Raw genomic sequence first — 20883 nt, 5'->3', positions numbered from 1 at the left:
CCTACGCACGCACACGCAGGTCTCGTACCTGCGCGACATCTCGCCGGTCAGCTTCGCCGCCTACGACGGCACCTCGGTCGACATGCGCTCGGCCGCCGGCGTTCTCAGCTCCCGGCCGTCCGGCCGGGGTGACCAACTGGTCCGGGCGCGCAACCGTGCCCTTCCGAAGAAGAGGTGAACACGTTGAGCAAGACCCTCGCGCCCGAGGCCAAGGAAACGAAGGCCCGGGACACCACCACCGACGCCGAGCTGTCCACCGTGGACGAGTTCATGGCGGCCATGGACGAGCTCATCGCGTCCGCCGACGCCGAGGGCCGCAACCTCACCGACGAGGAGATCGGCCGCTACGAGCAGCTGGAGACCCGCATGAAGGGCCTGCAGCGGCACGACGAGATCGCGAAGCGGCACGCGGCGTACAAGATGGACGTCACCGCGCCGCTGGTCAACGTCACCACCGCGAAGACCGACGACACGCTCGACCGCGCGTTCAACCACTACCTGCGGACCGGCAAGGAGAACGACGACCTCGTCGAGCTCCGCGCGCAGAGCGAGGGCACCGGCAGCGAGGGCGGCTACCTCGTGCCGGAGGGCTTCCGCAACAAGCTCGTCGAGCGGATCAAGGCCTTCGGCGGGATCGCCAACGCCGTCGAGAACCTCGAAACCACGGACGGCCGCAACCTGCCGTGGCCGACCGTCGACGACACGGGCAACGTCGGCGAGGTCGTCGACGAGGGCGGTACCTTCACCTCCGGCGCGGACATCGTGTTCGGCACCGCGGGCCTGGGCGCCTACTCGTACATGGCCGGCGGCGGCAGCTCCCTGCCACTGCGCGTGTCGCTCGAGCTGATCCAGGACGCCGCGTTCGACGTCGAGGGGCTGGTCTCGCGGAAGCTCGGCGAGCGCATCGCCCGCATGCAGGCGACGCACCTGGTCACCGGCACCGGCGTCAAGCAGCCGCTCGGCATCGCGACTGGCCTCACCGGCATCGAGCTCCTGGCGGACACGGCGGGCGTCACCTACGACGACCTGATCAACTTCATCCACTCGGTCGACCCGGCCTACCGCGCGAACGCGCGGTGGGCGTTCAACGACACCTCGCTGGCCACGATCGAGAAGATCAAGGACAGCCACGGCGACCCGATCTTCCGGCCGGCCGACGCGAACATGGGCACCAGCGCGCAGGGCGGCTCCGTCGGCGTCCTGCTGAACTACCCGGTCACCATCGACCAGGCGTTCCCGAACATCTCCGCGGCCGACAACACGGTCAACTGGGGCGTGTTCGGCGACCTCGTCGAGGGCTACGTCCGGCGCACCGTCAAGCAGTACGAGGTCCTCGTCAACCCGTACAACCGGATGTCCAACCGGCAGGTCGAGTACACCGCCTGGGCGCGGATGGACGCGACGCAGCAGAACACCAACGCCTACGTCGCGCTCACCGGCGAGGCGTGATGGCGGCCGCTGCCCGCCGCGGCTCGACGGCCAAGCCGGCCGCCGAGCACGCGGCCGCCGTCGAGGAGGAGTCGGTCGCCCCCGCCGAGCTGGCCGGGGCGGCGCTGGGCCGCATCGCCTACGAGGCGTACTGCGAGGCCGTCGACGGCCAGTCCGTCGGCGGCGACGAGCTGCCGGCCTGGGACGCCCTGGCCGCCGAGAAGACGGACGTGGCCGCCGCCTGGTGTGCCGCGGCTCAGGCCGTGCTGACGGCCACGTTCGAGAGGAAGCAGGCATGACGGTTCGGGACCTCATCACCGAAGCGCGGGTGATCGCGAAGGCGAAGGTCACCATCAACTCGGCGACCACGACCGCGTTCGACTTCGGCACGCCGAACGACATCAAGCTGGGCGCCGCGGCCGGCGCGCCGGGCAACGGCTACCGCGCCGGTGACCGGCTGCTCGTCGTCTTCGACGCGTCCACCGCGGGCACCACGGACACGGTGTCCTTCAGCGTCCAGGACGCGCCGGACAGCGCCGGGAGCATCGGCACGCCGGCGACCGCGGTCACCTCCGGCACGCTCACCGGCGGCACCGGCGACCAGTACGCCGTCGCCGGCGTCCGGGTGCAGGCGGGCCGGCCGTGGCTCCGCTGCCGCGTCACCAGCACTGGCGCCACGGACACCTTCGTCGCCCAGGCGACCGTCCTGGCGCTTCCGCGCGCCGTCTGACCGCGGAGAGGAGGAAGCCGTGACCTGGGCGCCGGACTACTGCACTGCCGAGGAGCTGAAGAACTACGTCCACATCGGCGACACCGACGACGACGTGGAAGTGGCGCTCGCGGTCACGGCTTCCTCCCGCGCGGTCGACCTGGCGTGCAACCGGCAGTTCGGCCAGTCCGCCGCGCCGGAGGATCGGTTCTACACCGCGGAATGGGACCGCAAGCGGAGCCGCTGGATCATCCGGATCGACGACCTCATGACGACCGCGGACCTCACGGTCAAGTACGACTCGGCCGGCGACGACACCTTCAGCTCGACGATCACGGCCTACCGGAAGCTGCCGCGCAACGCGGCGGCCGAGGGCAAGCCGTGGACCGAGCTCGAGGTGCTGTCGTCGTCGGCGGTGACTCCCGGCGGCGCCGACGGGGCGATCCAGGTGCACGGAACCTTCGGCTGGTCCGCCGTGCCCGCCACGATCAAGCAGGCGACGCTGCTGCAGGGCTCGCGCCTGCTCGCACGTCGCAACTCTCCGTTCGGCGTCGCCGGGTCCCCGGACACCGGATCCGAGCTCCGGCTGCTGGCCAAGCTCGACCCGGACGTTCAGAAGATGGTCAGTTCTTACCGACGTTGGTGGGGAGCGGTCTGATGCACCAGCAGGCTTACGAGTGGGTCGACCGGCATGCCGATGCGGATGCCGCCCGCGTGCTCGACATCGGCGGCCGGAACATCAACGGCACCATCCGGGACCGGTTCCCCGGGGCCACCGAGTACGTCGTGCTGGACATCGTCGAGGACGCCGGCGTGGACATCGTGGCCGACGCGGCTACGTGGCGTCCGGACGAACGGTTCGACGCCGTGGTGTGCGCGGAGGTGTTCGAGCACACGCCGGTCTGGCGCGAGATCTGCCTGACAGTCGCCGTGGTGCTGGAGCCAGGCGGCCAGTTCATTGCCACGATGGCGGGTCCCGGACGGGCGCCGCACTCCGCAATGGACGGTGGGCCCGAGCTGCGCCCCGGCGAGCACTACGGCAACATCGATCCGGACGAACTCGAAGACGAGCTGGTGGCGCTGGGGTTCGAGGACGTCACGGTAGACCAGCTCGGCGAAGACGTGCGCTGCGTGGCCTTTGCGCCGGCGGTGGACCGTGGCTGACATCGAGACGGTGTTCGCGGGGCTGGGGGCCCGGCTGGAGACGATCGACGGCCTGCGCGTGCGTGAGGAGCTGCCGGGCACGATCCAGCCGCCAGCCGCGGTGCTGTCGCTCGAGGAGCTGACCTACGACACGGCGATGGCCCGCGGGTCGGACGATCTCGAAGTGCACGTGCACGTGTTCACGTCGCTCTCGTCGGAGCGCGCCGGCCAGCGGGCGCTGTGGGCCTACCTCGCCGGGTCCGGACCGAAGAGCGTCAAGGCCGCCGTCGAAGCGGACCCGACGCTGGGCGGGGCGGCGATGTTCGCCGAGGTCGCGTCCGTCGGAGACGTGGGCATCGCGAAGATCGGCGACGTCTCCTACTACGCGGCGCGGTTCGTGGTCAATGTGGCGGTGGCCGGATGAAGATCCTTGCCGCGCACCCAGGGCCGAACTTCTCCGTGCACGACGTCTACGTCGGCTGGGTCGAGGCGCTGCGCGAGCTCGGCCAGCAGGTAATCGAGTTCAACCTCGCCGAGCGGCTCACCTTCTACGACGCCGCGCTGCTGGAGACACACGACAAGCAGATCCTCAAGGCGGTGTCCACCGAACAGGCGCAGCAGCTCGCGGTGAACGGCCTGTACGCCGCGCTGTACAAGACGCGGCCGGACGTGCTGTTCGCGGTCAGTGCGTTCTTCTACACGCCCGAGCTGCTCGACTTGGCCCGTTCCTACGGCACGAAGGTGGTGCTGCTGCACACCGAGTCGCCGTACGAGGACGGCAGGCAGCTCACGATCGCGGCGCACGCTGACCTGAACCTGATCAACGACCCGACGAACATCGACGACTTCCGCCGGGTCGCGCCGACGGTGTACGTGCCGCACAGCTACCGGCCCACGATCCACCACCCCGGGCCGGGAGCCCCCGACCTCGCCGCGGACCTCGCGTTCGTCGGCACCGGCTACGCCTCCCGGATCGCGTTCCTCGAGGAGATGGACCTGTCCGGGTTGGACGTGCTGCTGGCCGGCAACTGGCAGCAGCTCGACGAGGACTCGCCGCTGCGGGCCGCGGTGGCACACGAGCCGGACGAGTGCCTGGACAACGAGCAGACTGCCCAGGTGTACCGCTCCGCCGCGGTCGGCCTGAACCTGTACCGGCGGGAAGCCGAGGCCGCGCACCTCGCGGCCGGGTGGGCGATGGGGCCGCGCGAAGTCGAGATGGCCGCGTGCGGCATGTTCTTCCTCCGCGATCCCCGACCTGAGGGGGACGACGTTCTTCCGATGCTGCCCACCTTCACAACCGTTGAGGGAGCGTCGGAGCAGCTCCACTACTGGCTCGGCCACCCGGCCGAGCGGCAGGAGCTGGCGGCGCAAGCCCGCATGGCCATCGCCGATCGCACTTTCGTCAACCGAGCAGCCGAGCTGATGCAGCTGCTGTCCACAAAGGAGTAAGCCATGTCCCGTATCGCCGGGCGTCGCGGCCGCATCTACCTCGGCATCGCCGACGACACCGCGACCGCCGAGCCGCTGCCGTTCGTCGCGAAGTGGTCGATCAACTTCGCGACCGACAAGATCGAAGTGACGGCGCTGGAGGACAAGAACAAGACCTACCTTGGCGGCCTGCCGGACGCCTCGGGAGACTTCTCCGGCTTCTACGACGACGCCACCAACCAGACGTACACCGCGGCCACCGACGGCCTGCCGCGGAAGTTCTACCTGTACCCGAACCTCGCGACGCCGGCGCAGTACTTCTTCGGCACCATCCTGCCGGACCTGAAGATCGACGCGGACGTGAGCGGCGCGGTGGCCATGTCCGCGTCGTGGTCGGCAGCGTCAGCGATCAAGAAGTTGCCGTGAGTGCTGAGGAAGGTGCGGAGAAGCTCGCTGCGCTGGCCAAGCGTCTCAAAGGGGCGCCGAAGGAACTGCGCAGCGAGCTGACCAAGGCGGTCACCAAGGCGGTGGCCCCGCTGAAGAAGTCGGCCAAGAAGTCCGCACGCGACCGGCTACCCCAGCAGGGCGGGCTGGCCAAGCAGGTGTCGAAAACGACGTTGCGGCACAAGCGAAAGAACACCGGCAGGGACGTCGGGATCCGCATCGAAGCGCAGACGAACGCGGTGAAGGACCCGCTGCGCATCGACCGCGGTCGGGTCCGGCACCTGACCTACGGACACAAGCCGTGGGTGCTGCAGGACGTGCGCAAGGGATGGTTCACGGATCCGCTGGAGGCCGGGGCGCCGGAGGTCCGCAAGGACCTCACGGCGGCGATGGACACGGTCGCGAGGAAAATCGAGGAGAGCTGAAATGGCACGCATGAAGGTGAATGTCACCTACTCCGATGGGCGCGTCGTCCAATCGTCGGTGAGCCCGAAAGCCGAGGTGGAATTCGAACGGCAGTTCGGCACCTCGATCAACCGCGCTGGCGCGGACATGCACCAGCAGTACTACTACTACCTGGCGTGGGCCGGGCTGCACTTCGCCGGCAAGGAGCCTGCCGACTTCGACACGTTCCTGGGCATGATCGACGAGGTCGAGAACGTCCAGGATCCGGAGGCACAGCTGCCCGAGGACCCTACGAAGCGGGTACCGCAACCCGAACCTTCGTCGAGCTGAGCATCGTCACCGGTCTGTCCTTTTTCGACTTTCTCGAAATGGACGAACGCACCATCGCTACTTACCAAGACGTACTTGAGGAACGCGCACAGAATCGCTAGGGAGGCGGGCCGATGGGCAGCACGCTGTCGTTCGACATCTTCGCCCGCGACCGCGCGTCCGAGACGTTCAACAAGGTCGGTGAGTCGGCGGGCAAGGCCGGCGGGAAGATCTCCGAGTTCGGGACGCAGGCGACCGCGCTGGCTGCCGGCGCGGGCCTGGCGGTCGGCGCGACGTTCGCCGCCGAGTTCGCGCAGGCGCTGTCGCTGGACTCGGCGCAGGCGAAACTGTCGGCCCAGCTCGGGCTGACCGAGTCGGAATCCCAGCGCATCGGCGGGGTGGCCGGCAAGCTCTACGCGGGTGCGTACGGCGAGAGCATCGGCGAGGTGTCCGATGCGGTGGATGCGGTGGTGTCGTCGATCGACGGCATGCGGGGCGCCAGCGCGGAAGCTGTGGAGTCGCTGACGGCGAAGACGCTCAACCTCGCGACAGCGTTCGGTGTCGACACCGCGCGAGCGGCACAGGTCGCCGGCCAGCTCATCACAACCGGGCTGGCCAAGGACGGCACGGAAGCCATGGACCTGCTCACGGCTTCCATGCAACGGGTGCCGACTGCGGTTCGTGAAGACCTGCTGGACGCCTTCGACGAGTACGGCCCGTTCCTGCACGCCGTCGGGCTGAACGGCGCGCAGGCGATGGAGCTGCTCGTCAAGGGCGCCGAAAAGGGCATGTACGGCATCGACAAAACCGGTGACGCGATCAAGGAATTCACGATCCGCGCCACGGACATGTCGACGACCACCGAAGCTGCGTACGACACGCTAGGACTGTCCACTCAGGACATGACGAAGCGGCTGCTGGCCGGTGGCGACACCGCACGCGACGCGTTCACCACCATCATCAGCGGGCTGCAGAACATCAAGGACCCGGCGAAGCAATCGCAGGCTGCGCTGGCTCTGTTCGGCACGCCGCTGGAAGACTTGAGCACTCAGGAAATCCCCAAGTTCATTGCTCAGCTCGCCAGCTCGAAGGGTGCGCTGGGCGACGTGGCCGGTGCGGCTGACCGGTTTGGGCAGACGCTGAACGACAACGCCGAAACCAAGCTGACGACGTTCAAGCGCACGTTGGAAGCCAACATCGTCGGTTTCCTTGGCGGTGTCGTCGTGCCGGCGCTCACGGCTACCGGTGATGCCGCCGGGTTCCTCGCGTCGGGATTTTCGTTGCTGCCTGGTCCTTCTCAGGATGCCGTGACCGCCATCGGCGCGATCGCGCTGGGCGTTCCGGTCGCTATCGCGGCATTCGGGAAGCTCAAGGACGGCGTCCAGTCGGTGATCGGCTCGTACAAGAACATGTCGGCGGTGGGCCGGACGTCGGTGAAGGCGTTGGGCATCACGGCGTTGGTAGTGGCGGCGGACTCGCTGATCAGCAAGATGAGCGAGCTCAACCCACAGGTGGACGCGCTCGGCATCGGGCTGTCGAAGTGGGCGGGTGGGGCAAACCTGTCAGGCGAGGCGGCGCGCGTCCTCGGCGGCGATGTCGACTTGCTGAAGACGGCGTTCGAGCAGGCAAACGCCGGCGGCGTCGCGAAGTTCCTGGGCGGCATTGCGGAGCTCGTGCCCGGCACGCAGTCCCTGGACACGTCGTTCGCCAAGGGCGCCCAGCGCGTCCAAGCGATCGACCAGGCGCTGTCGGACATGGTGCGCAACGGCCACGCCGACCAGGCTGCACAGATCTTCCAGACGCTGGCCGACAAGGGTGTTGCGTCCGTCGAAGACCTGAAGCGTGCGCTTCCTGGATACGCTGCGGCGCAGGAGGTCGCGTCGGCGTCGACCGGCAACGCCGCTGATGCGCAGGGGAAGTCGGCGGATGCCACGCGCGACAACACGTCAGCCATCGGGCAGCAGGTGGCCAGCCTGGACAAGCTGGTCGAGGCGGCGGACAAGGCTGCCGGCGCGCTGCTGGGCGACCGGGATGCGCAGCGGCAGTTCCAGCAGGCCGTGGCCGACGCGGACGCGGCGTTCAAGGAGAACGGCCAGACGCTCGACATTCACACGCAGAAGGGGCGCGACAACCAGGCGGCACTCGACGGGATCGCGAAGGCGGCGCTCTCCGAGGCCGAGGCGATGGTGCAGAACGGTGCCACGCAGAGCCAGGTGGCTGGCAAGGTCGACGAAGCTCGAAACGCCTTCATCCGCGTGGCGACGCAGATGGGCCTGACGAAGGGCGACGCGACGCGGCTCGCCGATTCGCTGCGCTTGATCCCGGGGATCTACGACGCCACCATCCGCACGAACGCGAACCAGGAAGCCGACAAGGTGGCCGGGCTGCAGCGCTCGATCGACCTGCTGCACGGCAAGACGGTGACAGTGACAACGTCGTTCCGGGACGTCACGAGCCCCACCAACCTGACCGGACGCCGGCAGGCGTTCGCCGATGGTGGTCTGGCGGGGTTCCCCGCCGGCGGCCAGATCCAGGGGGCGGGCGGTCCGCGCACGGACTCGATCCTGGCTCGGGTGTCCAACGGCGAGTTCATCGTCAACGCCAAGTCGACCGCACAAAACCTCGATCTACTGCACGCGATCAACAGCGGCAAGCCAGTCGCCCCTCGGCAGCCCCTGAGCGCGGCCGCAGCGGCCGGCGGGGTGCCGTCGGTGGGAGCGCAGATCGTGCAGCTCTCGCTTGACCTGAGCGGTGCCGACCGGCGGATCCTGGACTGGCTGAAGGACCGGATCCGGGTTGATGGTGGCGGCAACGTCCAGGTCGCGTTAGGACAGAGGTGATCCGGCGATGACGTTCCCTGCTGTCCCCGAGGACGTGGCGGCCGAAATCTTCGTGACCACAGCGGCCACCGGCGTCACCGCGTGGACGAGCATTTCGAAGGATATCCGGCTGGCTCAAGGCTCAGCCATCACGGTATCCGGCGGGTACTCGTCGGTGACCCGGTCGCCGACGCCCGCTCCATCGCAGTGCGAATTCACGATCAACAATCGGTCGGGTAACTACAGCCCGAAGAACCCGCTCGGCGCCTTCTATGGCTCGATCGGGCAGAACACCCCGATACGCCTGGCATCCCGGGTGGCGAAGTCGAGCTTTTCGGGCACTGCCTCGAACGGGTGGGCCCTACCCGAGCGGGGCGGCGCGTGGACCGTGACCGGGACGGCGAGCCGGTACTCCGAAGGCAGCGGCGCTGGCTCAATGTCCTTCACCGCGGCAGCGCAGACCCTCATGGCCTACCAGGCGGGACAGCTGTACCGGGATATCGAAGTGGCCGCGTCGTTTACCTACCCCTTCAGCAACATCACCGGCGGCAACCTGGCGTGCGGCATCGTGCTCAACGGGATCTCGACCACCGACTATTTCGTGGCCCGCCTGAACATCGACACCTCCGAAGCGATGACGCTCGACGTCGTGCACGTCACTGCCAGCACGATCGACAACGTCGTTCCGGCCGTCGCCGTGAGCAGCTTCGCCTACACCGGACAGAAGATTCGGATCAAGGCGCAGCTGTCTGGGCAGCAGCTGCGTGCCAAGGTATGGCCGGCCGCCAGCCCAGAGCCGTACGCGTGGCTGGTCGACGGGTCCTATGTGGAGGGCACGACCGAGGGCACGCCGTACGCCGACCGCGGCAAGGGGTGGGTCGGCATCTACGCCGCCACCGGGACCGGGCAGACCAACGTGACATTCGCCCTTGCCGTGGACGACTTCGAGGCCAGGATCAACCAGTTCCACGGCGAAGCAACTTCATGGCCGACCGAGTGGGACGTCTCCGGCAGGGATGTCTACGGCCGGGTCGAAGCGGCCGGGCTACGGCGTCGGCTGTCTCAGGGGGCGGCCATCCTGCCGTCCACCTACACACGCGCCAACGTCAACACGAGCCCTGCGCACCTGCTGTACTACCCGGTTGAGGACGGCACTCAGGCAGGGTCGATAGCGTCCGGTTTCCCTGACGCGGCACCGATGACTATCTATGGGTCACCGCAGTACTCGTCCAATTCGGACTTCGCCCCCGGTTCTGCGCCGATTGCCAGGGTGAACAACTCCTCGTGGGTCACGCCGGATATCTCGGTAGCGGCCACCGGGTTTATGCAGGCGATTTTCCTGCTGTCGGTCCCCTCGGGCGGGGAGACCGACCAGGTCGCGTTCGTGCAGCTGCGGTGCACAGGCACGGCGGAAATCATTGACTGCTACTGGGATGCGGCAGCAGGAAGCGGTAACGGGGGACTGCGTCTCAAGTTCTACGATCGGGTCGGCACGCTGGTCCACACCAGTGTGGCCTTCGGCACCGGACTGGCCGCCGGACCGCTCAAGGGAACGCCACTTCAGGTTTCGCTGGAGTTCACGCAAAGCGGATCGGACATCGCTTACGCACTGGCGTTCATCAAGCCGGGCGACAGCGGCGGTGTTGTCACCGGCGGTACCGTCACGGGGTACACCTTCGGCTCCCCGTACCGGCTGTACATCTCTCCGCACAGCGACGTGACCAACACAGCCATCGGCCACGTTGCCCTGCGTAACAACATCATCAGCGTCTTCACCAACTTCGGTGCGCTGAACGCCTACAACGGCGAAGGGCTCCGTGTGCGGATGAGTCGGCTGTGCTCTGAGAACGACGGCGTCAACTTCTGCCGCACCCGGTCGACGATCAACGATCAGGTAGTGCTGGGCAAGCAGCAGCAGGCCACATTCCTCACTCTGATGGACGAAGCGGCCAAGGCTGATATGGGATTCCTGCTGGAATCCCGGGACATCGTCGGCTTGGTGATGTTCACCATGCGAGCGCTGTACAACCGGGATGCCTTCCTCACGCTCGACTACGCGGCGGGCCAGGTGCAGCCGCCGTTCAAGGCGGCTGACGACGATCAGCTGATCATCAACGACTTCACTGCATCCCGTGTGGACGGTGGCTCGGCTCGGGTCACGCGCACCACTGGGCCGCTGGCGCTCACATCGCCGACGTCAGGCCGCGGCGTGGGCCGGTACAACGATTCCGAGTCCTACACCCTGCCCAGCGATATCTACTTACCGGACATGGCCAGCTGGGTCGTACACGTCGGCACCATCAACGAGTCCCGGTACCCCAGCCTCAATGCCGATGTGTCGAAGCTGGCGCGCGTGAGCACACAGCTGTATCTGGATCTGCTCGGTGTGTGGGCCGGCGACCGGGTGGAGATCGCCCACCCGAAGGCAACGCACATCGCCAGCACGATTTCCCAGATCGTCTACGGCTACCGGCGCACCTTCGGAGGAAAGCACCACACTCTTGAGCTCGTCTGCGCTCCGGCGCTGCCCTACACCGTGGCCGAGATGGCGGCCGACACTGGCGACACCAACCCGTGGCTGATGCGAGCCGACACCGATGGAAGCACGGTGAACACGCTGGCCAACGCCGGAGCCACGAGCCTGTCCGTGGCAACGCCGTCAGGTCCCTTGTGGACAACTACGGCCGATGACTACCCGTTGTACCTCGACGTCGGCGGAATCCAGGTGCGTGCCACCGCGTGCACTGGGTCCAGCTCGCCCCAGACCTTCACCGTTGACGCGCTGCCCGTGGCGCGCGCGGCCGGCCTGTCCGTGTCCGTCTGGCACCTGCCGGTGCTCGCGCAGTAGGAGAAGATCATGAGCGTATTTACTGCGGGACAGAAGATCCGGGCCTCCGATCTCAACCGCGCTTGCCCGACCGAGCTGGAACAGGGGTCCACAAGCGACTACACCCTGACTACCTCCTATGCGGACATTCCTGGTGCGTCGATCACGTTTACCACTGTCGTTCCTAATGCTGTCGTGGTGATTTATGCGCACTTCGACCTGAGGATTGTCGCAAACAACACGGGTTACTGCTACGGGGCGGTGGCGATCGACGGGACCCGGCACGCTGACCAGAGTGTGCAGGTGAAGCAGTCTGTTGAGGACCGCGGCGGAGATATGTTACGCATCAGGACGACTCTTGCTGTGGCGGGTTCGCACACGATCAAGCTTCAGGCCCGAAAGGACAACCTCGGTACGGCGCTTTTCGCGGCCCCGACAACCAAGTTGGGGCTTACTGTCTACGGCATGTGAGCTAGGAAAGGGAAATCGATGAAGTACTGCTACCAGAAGGCGGCATACGTCCAGTGGACCGGCAGCAACTTGTCCGAGTTCGAGGATACGTACGCCTCGTCCATGGGCGAGAACTTCACCTTCACCGTCGTGGGAGGCGAGCTGCACGTCAACCGGTTCGGTACGCCGCTCGTGCTCAGTCCAGGGGATGTTCTGGTCGGCACCGGATGGCCGAGCTTGTGCACCGCTGAGGAGTTCGCTGCACAGTACAACCCCGTTCCGGGGCCGAACTGACGATTGGCTGGGTCTTCGACCAGCCTCGGCACAGCAGTCGGACTGTCCACTTAGTACACGAAAGGGGTGACGGTGGGTGACTTTGCCTCCCTGCTTCCGTCCGCTGGCCCGTCGACCGTCTTCCTCATCGTCCTCATCGTCCTGTTGCGACTGTGGGTCAAGGCGGAGCGCCGCGCCGATGCGCTCGCGACGCAGCTGCACACCGAACGCACCCGACTGGACGAGGAGACCGCGAAACGGCGTGCCGCGGAGGAGAAGCTCGCTCAGCTCAGGCGCAGGAAGGGCGGTGACGTAGATGCGTAGCCGGATCGCGATCATCGCGTTCATCCTGTCCGCGGTCGCGCTCGCCGCGTCGGTGTGGGCGACCGTCGGCCCGATCGTCGTCAAGCAGGACGCCGCCGCCGTCCAGTCGCAGGCGAAGAGCCTGGCCGACCAGGTCAGCGAGGCGTGCGCGAAAGGCGGCCCAGTCGCGCAGCAGCTCGGCCCGGCGTGCGCGAAGGCCGCGGAGGTCAACGACCAGCCGCCGGTCGCGCAGGCGACACCTCAGCCCGATCCAGCCGCACTTCGGCAGGCCGCACGCGCCGAGGTTGCGGCCTACTGCGCCATCCGCAACGGCTGCCGCGGGACCGACGGGCAGAGCCCGAACTTCGACCTGATTGTCGACGCGGTCGTCGCGAAGATCCCGGCACCGCGCGATGGCCGCGACGCGCCGACACCGAACTACGCGGCGCTGGTCGCGGCGTACTGCGGGCAGGCCGACGAGCCGTGCCGCGGCGCCAAGGGCGAGAAAGGCGACCCGCCGGAGTGCGTGGCCGAGCCGGGCCAGTGCCGCGGTGCGGACGGCCAGCCACCCGCCGGGTGGACGACCTCCTACGCGGACGGCTCGACCGGGACGTGCTCCCGTGCGCCGGACTTCGACCCGGCCGCACCCCGCTACACGTGCACCCGCTCGGCGCCGCCGAGCACCGACCCGCCACTACCCCTCGGAGGCTGACCGTGCCCACAAGCCAGAACGGCTACCCGGCCAACGACCCGCGCCTGGTGTCGAGCCGCCGCGTCCCCGGCACCACGCGCAACCTGACCGTCCGCATCGGGCCGTCGGGTGACCTATTGCTCTGGGTGGCCGGCCAGTTCGACGACCTGGTGGAGGACATCGAGCAGGGGATCCTCGACGACTGGGGCTACGCGCCGCGAACCATCCGCGGCAGTACGACGACGCTCTCGAACCATGCGAGTGGCACGGCCGTCGACCTGAACGCGACCGCGCACCCGCTGGGGACCGACCCGCACCGCAACTTCACGCAGCAGGAGATCGACCGGATCCACGCCATCCTCGCGCGCACCGAAGGGTGCGTGCGGTGGGGCGGGGATTACACGGGCCGCCGGGACGGCATGCACTTCGAGATCAACGACGGCGTCTCGGAAGCCCGCTGCGCCGCTGTGCTCAAAAAGATCAACTCACAAGGAGATTGGATCGACATGGCCACCAAGGACGAAGTGACCGCCGCCGTCCACGACGGCAACCTCCAGGCGCTCAAGGACTTTTTCTGGTTCCCCTACACCGATCCGGCGACCGGTAAGCCGGGCCGCTCGTCGGTCAACGACTGGCAGCAGCAGACCGGCAGCCAGATCGACATGCAGACGAAGCTCGAGGCGACGAACAAGAAGCTGGACGCGCTGAACAACAAGTTCGACGACCTGATCAGCGCCGTCAAGGCGCTCAAGGCCTGACCTCAGCCGTCCAGAAAGGACGGGGCCAGGAACGAACCCAGGAAGGAAGAACATGGCACTGCGAGCAAAGCTCGTCCCGCACTCGAAGACCGAGACCGGGGCGGCAGACAACCGACAGGTACAGGTCCAGTTCAACGCCGTCGGCGGACCCGAGAACGAGGCGTGGGCCCGCTACACGCCGGCGGCCAGCCTCAGCATCTCGCTGAAGGGCGACCTGGCCGACCGGTTCGAGATCGGCAGGGCGTACTTCGTGGACATCACGGAGGCGACCGATGCCTGAAGACACCCCGCTCGGCGACCGGCTCGTTTCGTGGCTGCGCACGATCGTGCCCAGCCTCTGGGCCGCGGCGATCGCGTGGCTCGCCGGCCTTGGCCTGCCGGAGAGCGTCACGTCTGCCGTCGACGGGCTCGGCCAGCTGGTGCTGCTGCCGGCCGCGCTCGCCACGGTGTACCCGCTGCTGCGCGCGGTCGAAGCGAAGTTGCCGGCGTGGGCGACGAGACTGCTGCTGGGCTCGAACCGGCCGCCGAGCTACGGCACCAGTCGCGACGGCACGCCGGTCGTGACGAGCCTGCCGGAGTTGCCGGGCCTCGACGGCTGACGGTGCGTTGCGCTCAGTCGAACGGGTGTTCTATCGTGTGGGAGTCGGGTCGGGCGAGGCGGGGAAGGCCCCGCCCGACCCGACACAGCATGCCGCACCGGCCACGCAACCCAGAGCGTCGAACACTCCAGAGGAGAGCGCGGCCGGGCGGCATGCTCCACCTTGCCGTCTGGGAGGACCACCGCCATGCCGTGCGTCGCCCACCATCAGGTCACCCGCGAACGCCGCGTCTGGGCCACGAGGACGGCGTGCGACCGCTGGTTCCGCCACGGCGGCGAACCCGGCCTCGACCAGTCCGAATGGGACATCGTCGACGACGAGCCGATCCCGTACTGGGGCTCCGGGATGCCACATCCCGGCCCGAACGGGCGGGACCCGCTCGGCCCGTTCTACGACACCCCCGACGGTGAACCCGCGGACGCCAGCGTTCAAGACGGCTGACCGCGTCGGCGCAGCGTCACCCCGGCGGCGAGGAGCATGTTGCGGGTCTGGTTGTAGGAATGGCCGTACCGGACGGCGAGCTGCCGGATGGAGGCATCGCCGTCCTCGTACGCGCGCACCATGCCTGGCGGGCACGGCGGCACCGGAATCTTCGGCGGCCGCAGGGTCACTCCGGCGGCCAGAAGCGCCTTACGAATGGCCCGATAGCTGAACGGAGTGACGTCGACCAGCGCTTCGATGGTGGAACCGTCCTCGTACCAGCGACGCAGGTTGGCGGTGTCCTCCGGCGTCACAATGCGCCTCCCTGGCTACTCGTCCCACCAGTCCGTCCGCGGCTTCGGTGGCCGACCACGGCCCCGGATCGGGACTCCCGCGTCCTCCAGCATCCGTTTCGCCTGATCCCGCTTGATTCCCCACGGCTCTCCGACGGTCGCCAGGGGCTTCCGCTGGAGGACATAGGCCTCGACCATGCCCGGCGGCGCCGGCGGCATCCGCGGCTTCGGCTCGCGCATCACCGTGCCTGCCTGCCGCAATGCGGCCAGCATCCGGCGGTGGTTCAAGCCGGTCTCGGCTTCCAGTTCTGCAGTCGACGCTCCGGCCTCATAGCGTTTCCGCAGCTCTTCCGGCGTCACGACGAGCTCCTTGTGAACGGGCCCGGCCCCCGCTGCAGACGGGGGCCGGGGCGGCGCGCCGGTGTGCGGGACCGGTGCGCGGGGTGCCGCCGCTGCCCGGGGAACACCGCCGCGGGGGCTGGCGGGGTGTCGGCGCGGCCGGCGTGAAGTTGTAGACCGGACCCCCGGCGGAGGGGCCGAGGGTCCGGCTCCGCGCCCGCCCGTGCGCGACGGGGCGCGGTCTGGTCCGCCCGCCCCCGGTGCGAGACCCCGGCCATGGTCGGGAGGGCCTCTCGGGGGAGGGGACGGGCGGAGCTTGGAGTGCTGCCGGGCCCTCGAGGGGCGCGAGCCCGGCAGCGTGCCGCGCCCGCCGCGGGGCGCGACACCCGGCCGACGCGCACGAGGGGGGAGGGCGCGCCGACCGGGCTGATCAGGGGGAGTCTGCGACCACCACGGCCACGGCCAGGAGCTCGTCGACCAGCAGCTGACTGGGCGGCAACGGCCCGTTCGGCCACCACTCCCGCGCCAGCGTCACGCCCGGGGTCTCCAGCGTGAGCCCGGAGAACATGCGCTCGAGGTCGGCGCGACGTCGGAAGTACCCGCTGCCGATCTCGACGCCGAGGTGGTGCAGCACCTGCTCGATCGGCACCACGCTGTCCGGCAGCTCGGGGTCGAAGAAGTGCGTCGTCGCGACCAGCGACCCTGCCGCCAGCTCCCCGACAACCTGCGTGACCCAGGCTCGCGCGACGCCCTCGTCCGCCCAGGACAGCAGGTTGGGCACGATCACGGCGACGGGCTCCAGCCAGTCGATTCGGCCCCCGATCGCGTCGATGACCGCGGCCACGTCGAGAACGCCGAGCAGGCTGGGTGCGGAGCCATCTTCAGGGCTGGTGCTCACGACGTCGACGCTGTCCGTGGACATCCACACGCTGCCTTTGCGGTACAGCAGCTCGTCGCTCTCGACGTACACGACCCGGCCGGGATCGGGCAGCCGGAGGTGTGGCGGCATCTGCGCGGGCAGCGGCGCTCCGATGTGCACGAACTGCCGGATCCCACGATCGCCGGCAGCGAACCGCCAGAAACGCGTGACGAAGTCCCGTTCGTGCCGGGCGATCCAGTCGAAGCCGGGAACGGCCGCGGTTAGCCGGCTCAGCAGCCACCGGTCGTGCTCGTAGGCCTCGGCGCCGCCCAGCATCAGGTTCCAGAGCCGAGCGCGGGCCTGGACGGCGTCCGAGGTGGTATCCACGATCATCGGCCTGCCCGTCGCGCGGCCTTGCTGTCCTGCTCGGTCGACGCGATGTTGACCCGGAGCTGGCCGGCGGCCTGACCGAGCCTGAGCGTCGGGCCCCCCTCGACCGCGAAAACGTCGACCAGGCGTCCGTCATCCGAGTGCGGGTCCCGGGTGAGACCGGTGTAGACGGGTACCTCCTGGCCGGTGGCCAGGTCGATCAGCACCACGACGTGCTCCTTGCTCCAGCCGCGTCCTTCAAAGTCCATAGCCGCCCCCGCGGTAGAGTCGCTCCGCCGGTTGCGTCGTTCTGAACGTTCCGGCCGTTCTTGAAACATTGGAACGCACGAAACGATTCGCGCGCAAGGGCCTGATTGGGTGACCCCTGAGGGTGCCGATGTGTGTCCTATGCTCGTTGCATGCCCGAGAACGACAACGCGACAAGCTCGAAGGCGCTGCGCCTCGGCGCAGCAATCCGACAGGAACGCAGCGCCACGGGCGTGAGCTTGAGCGAGTTCGCGCGCACCATCGGCATGGCCAAGAGTCGGCTCTCGAACATCGAGAATGGCCACGCCGTCCCGAAGGAACACGAGCTCGGCACCATCCTGACTCGCCTCAACGTGACCGGCGCCCGCTACTCCGAGATCGTCGGCCTCCTTGACGGCGCTGACGCCGCCCAATGGGTCGCCACCAGCCTCGCCGACCAGGCACGCCAGCACGCGGCGTACGTCGACTTCGAGCAGAACGCCGCCCAGATCGTCGAGAACGGCCCGCTGCTGATCCCCGGCATCATGCGAACCGGCGACTACACCCGGGCGATCATGTCCTCCGGCGGCACCGTCCCGCCCGAGCAGATCAGCACGCGTGTCGCGACCCGGCTCGGTCGTCGCGCTGTCATCGACCCGGACGAACGCGCGGAGCCGGCGAGGCTTGTCGCCCTGATCGGGGAGCCGGCGATCCGCCGGGTGATTGGTGGCCGCGACGTCATGGTCAAGCAGCTGAGGCACCTGCTGAAGGTGGGCAAGTGGGAAAACGTCGACCTCCGGATCACGGCCAGCGAAGGCTGGGGACCGGATCTGGAGGGCGCCTTCACGCTGATCGAACCCCGGACCGCGGGGACACCCGCGATCGTATTCCTGGAGACCCGCCGGTCCGGCCTGATCCTGCACCGAGAAGAGGACGTGGCTGCGTACCGCGACGCGGTCGAGCTCGTCCTGCAGGAGGCGATGAGCCCGGAGGAATCGGCCGAGCTCATCGCCAGCGTCATCGACGGGCTAACGCCGCCCGTCGCAACGAGATGAGGACAGGATGATCATACCGGGAGGTAGCGAGACCTGGCGGATTTCCAGTTATAGCCAGGAAGGCAACAACTGCGTCGAGGTTGCCCTCGGCGAGCACGAAGTCGGCGTGCGCGACACCAAGGACCGCCGAGGCGGCCAGCTCGAAGTCGCGCCGACGGCCTGGCGCGCCGCGATCGCCCGGCTCCGCCAGGCGTAGCCGCACAGCACGACGCCCCCGGCATACCCGTGCGGTGCTGGGGGCGTCGTCGTGCTCGGAGACTGGCGACCAAGTGTCGTCGTCACCGCGGCTGTCGGCTGGTGCGGCGCCAGATCAGGAACGCGATGATGGCCAGCAGCACGATGATCGCGAGTGCCGGCGCTGCAGCTGCAGCACCGACCGCGATCCACAGCACCCCGCCGCCGACGATGAGGAGGAACAGGCCATTGCCTGCGATGCTGAGTGCGGCGCGCTGCTTGGGGGTCATGGGCATGACGGGGCTCTCCAGTGGTCGGTGGCGTCACCCGGTCAGGTCGTCACGATCAGCGCGCGCGTTACGTCCTCGGTTGCGGCGTGAGCGCCCGGCGGTCCGTGGCCCGGCGGTACCGCTCGTCCCAGTACAGGGTCTCGGCCTGGCGGCCGAGCCGGACCAGGACGCACAGGAGGTAGACCATGAAGATCAGGATCGGCGCGGCCAGAACCGAGCCGTTCAGGATCCCGGCGGCCACGGCCGCGACGATCAGCGCTTGGCGGGACAGCACCCGGAAGATGGCGAGGCGGTTCACCGGGCCACCGCCTGGACGCGTTCAGCGGCGAGGGCGGCGGCCATCTCGTCGAGGTCGATGTCGAGGTGGGAGCAGTGCACCATCACCTGCATCGCGGCGGCGGGGTAGCCGATGCTAGGGGTGTCGCCCTTCTCCGCGCAGGTCCCGCAGAGGGTGATGCAGAAGACGCCGACCGGGGTGACGGCGGTGCCGATGGCGAGGTCGTCTTCGGTGCTGCAGGTCGCGCAGCGGCGGCCGAGCGGGCAGCGGCTGGTGTCGTCGAGATCGGGCATGGGTGCTCCCCTTCGGTGGGAGCGGGGGACCGTCTGCCGTCCCGGCGATGGGCCCGCTGGCTACGATTGCCAGAAGGCCCAGGTCAGAGACTCTCCCGTGAGTGCCCTCTACGGGTACCTCTCGTTCGAGAAGCCTTCTTAGAGGTACCATACTCCGATGGAGCTCACCGGGGTAGACGTCGCCGCCTACGAGCGGGTCTCGAAAGACGAGTCCGGCGTCGAGAGATCGCCGGAAGAGCAACACGACGGGCACATCGAAACGTGCGAACGGTTCGGCTGGCGTCTCCAGACCCCGACCTACCGCGAGGTCGGCTCGGCGTCGAAGTACCAGCGGAAGGCGCGCGCCGCGTTCGACCGGCTGATCGCCGACCTCAAGGCTGGCCGGTTCACCGCCCGCGTGCTGCTGCTCTACGCCAGCAACCGCGGCAGCCGCCAGATGGAAGAGTGGCTGGAACTGATCAACCTCTGCACCAAGCGCGACGTCGTGTTCTGGGTCGAGCAGTACGACCGCATCCTGGACCCCCGCAAACCACGCGACCGCAAGCAGCTCATCGACGACGCCTCGAAGGCTGAGCTCGACGTCGCCGAGATGAGCCAGAACATCCGGCGCACGACGAAGGCGTCCGCGCGCAAGGGCCTGCCCCACGGCCGGATCCCGTTCGGGTACCGCCGGATCTACGACGAGCGGACCCGCAAGCTGCTCCGCCAGGAACCCGACCCCGTCGAGGCGCCGATCGTCCGCGAGATGTACGACCGTGTCCTGGCCGGCCACACCCTCAAGGCGATCGCGCGGGACCTCAACGCCCGCGGCCTCAAGCGGCGCGGCGGCGGCGACTGGGTCCCGCAGAACATCGCGCTGATGCTGCTCCGCGAGGTCTACACGGGCGTTCGCGTCCACGACCCGAACCGGAAGTCGGCATACCAGCCGATGACTCCGGAGGCGAAGGTGACCGAGGGCGTCTGGGAGCCGCTGGTGGCGAAGGCCACGTTCCTCGGGGTGAAGCGGATCCTCCGCGACCCGGGCCGCCGAACGAACGGCCGGCCGGGCGCCGTCGTGCACCTGCTCTCCGGGATCGCCGCGTGCGGGAAGTGCGGCGAGCTGCTGCGCGTCAACCTCAAGCAGAAGAAGTACTGGCGGTACGTGTGCATCACCAACGGCTGCGTCTCGATCGACAAGACCGAGCTGGAGGACTACGCCCACGAACGGGTGCAGCAGTACCTCGAGAAGCTGTCCGAACACCTGCTCGTCGACGAGGCCATAGACGGCGAGCTCGACGACGTCACCGCCCAGCTCGCCGACGCGCGCGCCGAACGCGACGAGACAGCGGCGCTGGTGCGGGAACGCCGGCAAGCAGGGAAGCGGACCGGGACGTTGGCGACGATGGTCGCTGACCTCGAGGACCGGATCGAGGAGCTTGAGCAGCGGGAGCAGAAGCTGCGGACGCCGTCTCGGCTGGCGGGGTTGATCACGCCGGGCCCGACGGTGCGGTCGGAGTACCCGGGTATCGGGTTCGACGCGCAGCGTGCGCTGGCGCGGATCGTGCTGACCCCGACACCGGTGGGGACGTTGGGGCTGGGGCAGCTGCAGGTGCTGCAGATCGGGCCGGGGCGGCGGCGAGAGCCGATTCAGGTGCGTGACAGGACTCGGTTTTTCCGGCCGGACAGTTGAGTTGGTCACGGCT

The 20883-nt window shown here is 68.3% G+C and carries 30 protein-coding genes; 23 read left to right on the top strand and 7 right to left on the bottom strand.

Annotated elements, in window-relative coordinates; all coding sequences use genetic code 11:
• Window positions 1-183: 183 nt before the first annotated feature.
• From AB0M82_RS42725 to AB0M82_RS42630, 20 genes are all read left to right on the top strand, one after another.
• Window positions 184-1449, top strand: a complete 1266-nt coding sequence (locus AB0M82_RS42725) for a phage major capsid protein (RefSeq protein WP_364734993.1) — start codon at window positions 184-186, stop codon at window positions 1447-1449.
• Window positions 1449-1727, top strand: a complete 279-nt coding sequence (locus AB0M82_RS42720) for a hypothetical protein (protein ID WP_364734991.1) — start codon at window positions 1449-1451, stop codon at window positions 1725-1727. The genes AB0M82_RS42725 and AB0M82_RS42720 overlap by 1 nt, the downstream gene beginning before the upstream one ends.
• Entirely contained in the window at window positions 1724-2158 is a 435-nt protein-coding gene (locus tag AB0M82_RS42715) for a hypothetical protein (protein ID WP_364734990.1), read from the top strand. Before AB0M82_RS42720 ends, AB0M82_RS42715 begins: the two co-directional genes overlap by 4 nt.
• 19 nt (window positions 2159-2177) lie before the next feature.
• On the top strand, window positions 2178-2795 hold the full coding sequence (locus AB0M82_RS42710; RefSeq protein ID WP_364734988.1) for a hypothetical protein: 618 nt from the start codon (window positions 2178-2180) through the stop codon (window positions 2793-2795).
• Entirely contained in the window at window positions 2795-3301 is a 507-nt protein-coding gene (locus AB0M82_RS42705; RefSeq protein ID WP_364734986.1) for a methyltransferase domain-containing protein, read from the top strand. The genes AB0M82_RS42710 and AB0M82_RS42705 overlap by 1 nt, the downstream gene beginning before the upstream one ends.
• Entirely contained in the window at window positions 3294-3704 is a 411-nt protein-coding gene (locus tag AB0M82_RS42700) for a hypothetical protein (RefSeq protein WP_364734984.1), read from the top strand. The genes AB0M82_RS42705 and AB0M82_RS42700 overlap by 8 nt, the downstream gene beginning before the upstream one ends.
• Entirely contained in the window at window positions 3701-4729 is a 1029-nt protein-coding gene (locus tag AB0M82_RS42695) for a glycosyltransferase (protein WP_364734982.1), read from the top strand. Before AB0M82_RS42700 ends, AB0M82_RS42695 begins: the two co-directional genes overlap by 4 nt.
• Window positions 4730-4732: 3 nt before the next feature.
• Window positions 4733-5134: a hypothetical protein gene (locus tag AB0M82_RS42690; protein WP_364734980.1), complete on the top strand. Its 402-nt coding sequence runs from the start codon at window positions 4733-4735 to the stop codon at window positions 5132-5134.
• On the top strand, window positions 5131-5577 hold the full coding sequence (locus AB0M82_RS42685; RefSeq protein ID WP_364734978.1) for a hypothetical protein: 447 nt from the start codon (window positions 5131-5133) through the stop codon (window positions 5575-5577). Before AB0M82_RS42690 ends, AB0M82_RS42685 begins: the two co-directional genes overlap by 4 nt.
• Window position 5578: 1 nt before the next feature.
• A complete protein-coding gene (locus AB0M82_RS42680) occupies window positions 5579-5887 on the top strand; it encodes a hypothetical protein (protein ID WP_364734976.1) in 309 nt (102 codons plus the stop codon).
• A 113-nt stretch (window positions 5888-6000) separates the two neighbouring features.
• A complete protein-coding gene (locus AB0M82_RS42675; RefSeq protein ID WP_364734974.1) occupies window positions 6001-8706 on the top strand; it encodes a phage tail tape measure protein in 2706 nt (901 codons plus the stop codon).
• 7 nt (window positions 8707-8713) lie between these two features.
• Window positions 8714-11533, top strand: a complete 2820-nt coding sequence (locus tag AB0M82_RS42670) for a hypothetical protein (RefSeq protein ID WP_364734972.1) — start codon at window positions 8714-8716, stop codon at window positions 11531-11533.
• Window positions 11534-11542: 9 nt separating this feature from the next.
• The gene (locus AB0M82_RS42665; protein ID WP_364734970.1) at window positions 11543-11983 is read left to right on the top strand and encodes a hypothetical protein; all 441 of its coding nucleotides are present in this window, start codon (window positions 11543-11545) and stop codon (window positions 11981-11983) included.
• Between the two features lie 18 nt (window positions 11984-12001).
• On the top strand, window positions 12002-12256 hold the full coding sequence (locus tag AB0M82_RS42660) for a hypothetical protein (protein WP_364734968.1): 255 nt from the start codon (window positions 12002-12004) through the stop codon (window positions 12254-12256).
• Between the two features lie 72 nt (window positions 12257-12328).
• A complete protein-coding gene (locus AB0M82_RS42655) occupies window positions 12329-12559 on the top strand; it encodes a hypothetical protein (protein ID WP_364734966.1) in 231 nt (76 codons plus the stop codon).
• Entirely contained in the window at window positions 12552-13250 is a 699-nt protein-coding gene (locus AB0M82_RS42650) for a hypothetical protein (protein WP_364734964.1), read from the top strand. Before AB0M82_RS42655 ends, AB0M82_RS42650 begins: the two co-directional genes overlap by 8 nt.
• Before the next feature lie 2 nt (window positions 13251-13252).
• Window positions 13253-13987: a M15 family metallopeptidase gene (locus AB0M82_RS42645; protein ID WP_364734962.1), complete on the top strand. Its 735-nt coding sequence runs from the start codon at window positions 13253-13255 to the stop codon at window positions 13985-13987.
• A gap of 52 nt (window positions 13988-14039) precedes the next feature.
• The gene (locus AB0M82_RS42640; RefSeq protein WP_364734960.1) at window positions 14040-14267 is read left to right on the top strand and encodes a hypothetical protein; all 228 of its coding nucleotides are present in this window, start codon (window positions 14040-14042) and stop codon (window positions 14265-14267) included.
• Window positions 14260-14586 (top strand): hypothetical protein, encoded by a 327-nt coding sequence (locus AB0M82_RS42635; protein WP_364734958.1) that lies wholly within the window; start codon window positions 14260-14262, stop codon window positions 14584-14586. Before AB0M82_RS42640 ends, AB0M82_RS42635 begins: the two co-directional genes overlap by 8 nt.
• A gap of 186 nt (window positions 14587-14772) precedes the next feature.
• Window positions 14773-15027, top strand: coding sequence for a hypothetical protein (locus AB0M82_RS42630; protein WP_364734956.1), 255 nt, complete (start codon window positions 14773-14775; stop codon window positions 15025-15027).
• Here the strand turns inward: AB0M82_RS42630 and AB0M82_RS42625 are convergent.
• The 4 genes from AB0M82_RS42625 to AB0M82_RS42610 form a co-directional block, all read right to left on the bottom strand.
• Entirely contained in the window at window positions 15015-15320 is a 306-nt protein-coding gene (locus tag AB0M82_RS42625; protein WP_364734954.1) for a hypothetical protein, read from the bottom strand. The genes AB0M82_RS42630 and AB0M82_RS42625 overlap by 13 nt on opposite strands.
• 15 nt (window positions 15321-15335) lie before the next feature.
• Window positions 15336-15659, bottom strand: coding sequence for a hypothetical protein (locus AB0M82_RS42620; RefSeq protein WP_364734952.1), 324 nt, complete (start codon window positions 15657-15659; stop codon window positions 15336-15338).
• 409 nt (window positions 15660-16068) lie between these two features.
• On the bottom strand, window positions 16069-16884 hold the full coding sequence (locus AB0M82_RS42615) for an SAM-dependent methyltransferase (protein WP_364734950.1): 816 nt from the start codon (window positions 16882-16884) through the stop codon (window positions 16069-16071).
• A gap of 2 nt (window positions 16885-16886) precedes the next feature.
• Window positions 16887-17135: a hypothetical protein gene (locus AB0M82_RS42610; protein ID WP_364734948.1), complete on the bottom strand. Its 249-nt coding sequence runs from the start codon at window positions 17133-17135 to the stop codon at window positions 16887-16889.
• Between the two features lie 150 nt (window positions 17136-17285).
• Between AB0M82_RS42610 and AB0M82_RS42605 the strand changes: the two genes are divergently transcribed.
• Complete coding sequence (locus AB0M82_RS42605) at window positions 17286-18167, top strand: helix-turn-helix transcriptional regulator (RefSeq protein WP_364734946.1); 882 nt, start codon at window positions 17286-17288, stop codon at window positions 18165-18167.
• Window positions 18168-18174: 7 nt separating this feature from the next.
• A complete protein-coding gene (locus AB0M82_RS42600) occupies window positions 18175-18363 on the top strand; it encodes a DUF397 domain-containing protein (RefSeq protein ID WP_364734944.1) in 189 nt (62 codons plus the stop codon).
• Window positions 18364-18445: 82 nt separating this feature from the next.
• On the opposite strand, the gene AB0M82_RS42595 is transcribed toward AB0M82_RS42600, so the two are convergent.
• The 3 genes from AB0M82_RS42595 to AB0M82_RS42585 all read right to left on the bottom strand — a co-directional run bounded on the left by AB0M82_RS42595 (window position 18446) and on the right by AB0M82_RS42585 (window position 19201).
• On the bottom strand, window positions 18446-18631 hold the full coding sequence (locus AB0M82_RS42595; RefSeq protein ID WP_364734942.1) for a hypothetical protein: 186 nt from the start codon (window positions 18629-18631) through the stop codon (window positions 18446-18448).
• Between the two features lie 67 nt (window positions 18632-18698).
• Window positions 18699-18929, bottom strand: coding sequence for a hypothetical protein (locus tag AB0M82_RS42590; RefSeq protein WP_364734940.1), 231 nt, complete (start codon window positions 18927-18929; stop codon window positions 18699-18701).
• The gene (locus AB0M82_RS42585; protein WP_364734938.1) at window positions 18926-19201 is read right to left on the bottom strand and encodes a hypothetical protein; all 276 of its coding nucleotides are present in this window, start codon (window positions 19199-19201) and stop codon (window positions 18926-18928) included. The genes AB0M82_RS42590 and AB0M82_RS42585 overlap by 4 nt, the downstream gene beginning before the upstream one ends.
• Before the next feature lie 157 nt (window positions 19202-19358).
• On the opposite strand from AB0M82_RS42585, the gene AB0M82_RS42580 reads away from it, so the two are divergent.
• On the top strand, window positions 19359-20870 hold the full coding sequence (locus AB0M82_RS42580; protein ID WP_364734936.1) for a recombinase family protein: 1512 nt from the start codon (window positions 19359-19361) through the stop codon (window positions 20868-20870).
• Window positions 20871-20883 lie beyond the last annotated feature (13 nt).

Source organism: Amycolatopsis sp. NPDC051128 (assembly GCF_040682715.1).
Lineage (GTDB): Bacteria > Actinomycetota > Actinomycetes > Mycobacteriales > Pseudonocardiaceae > Amycolatopsis.
Note: the sequence above shows the minus strand (reverse complement) of the source record. Positions and strands in the feature narration are given on the sequence as shown.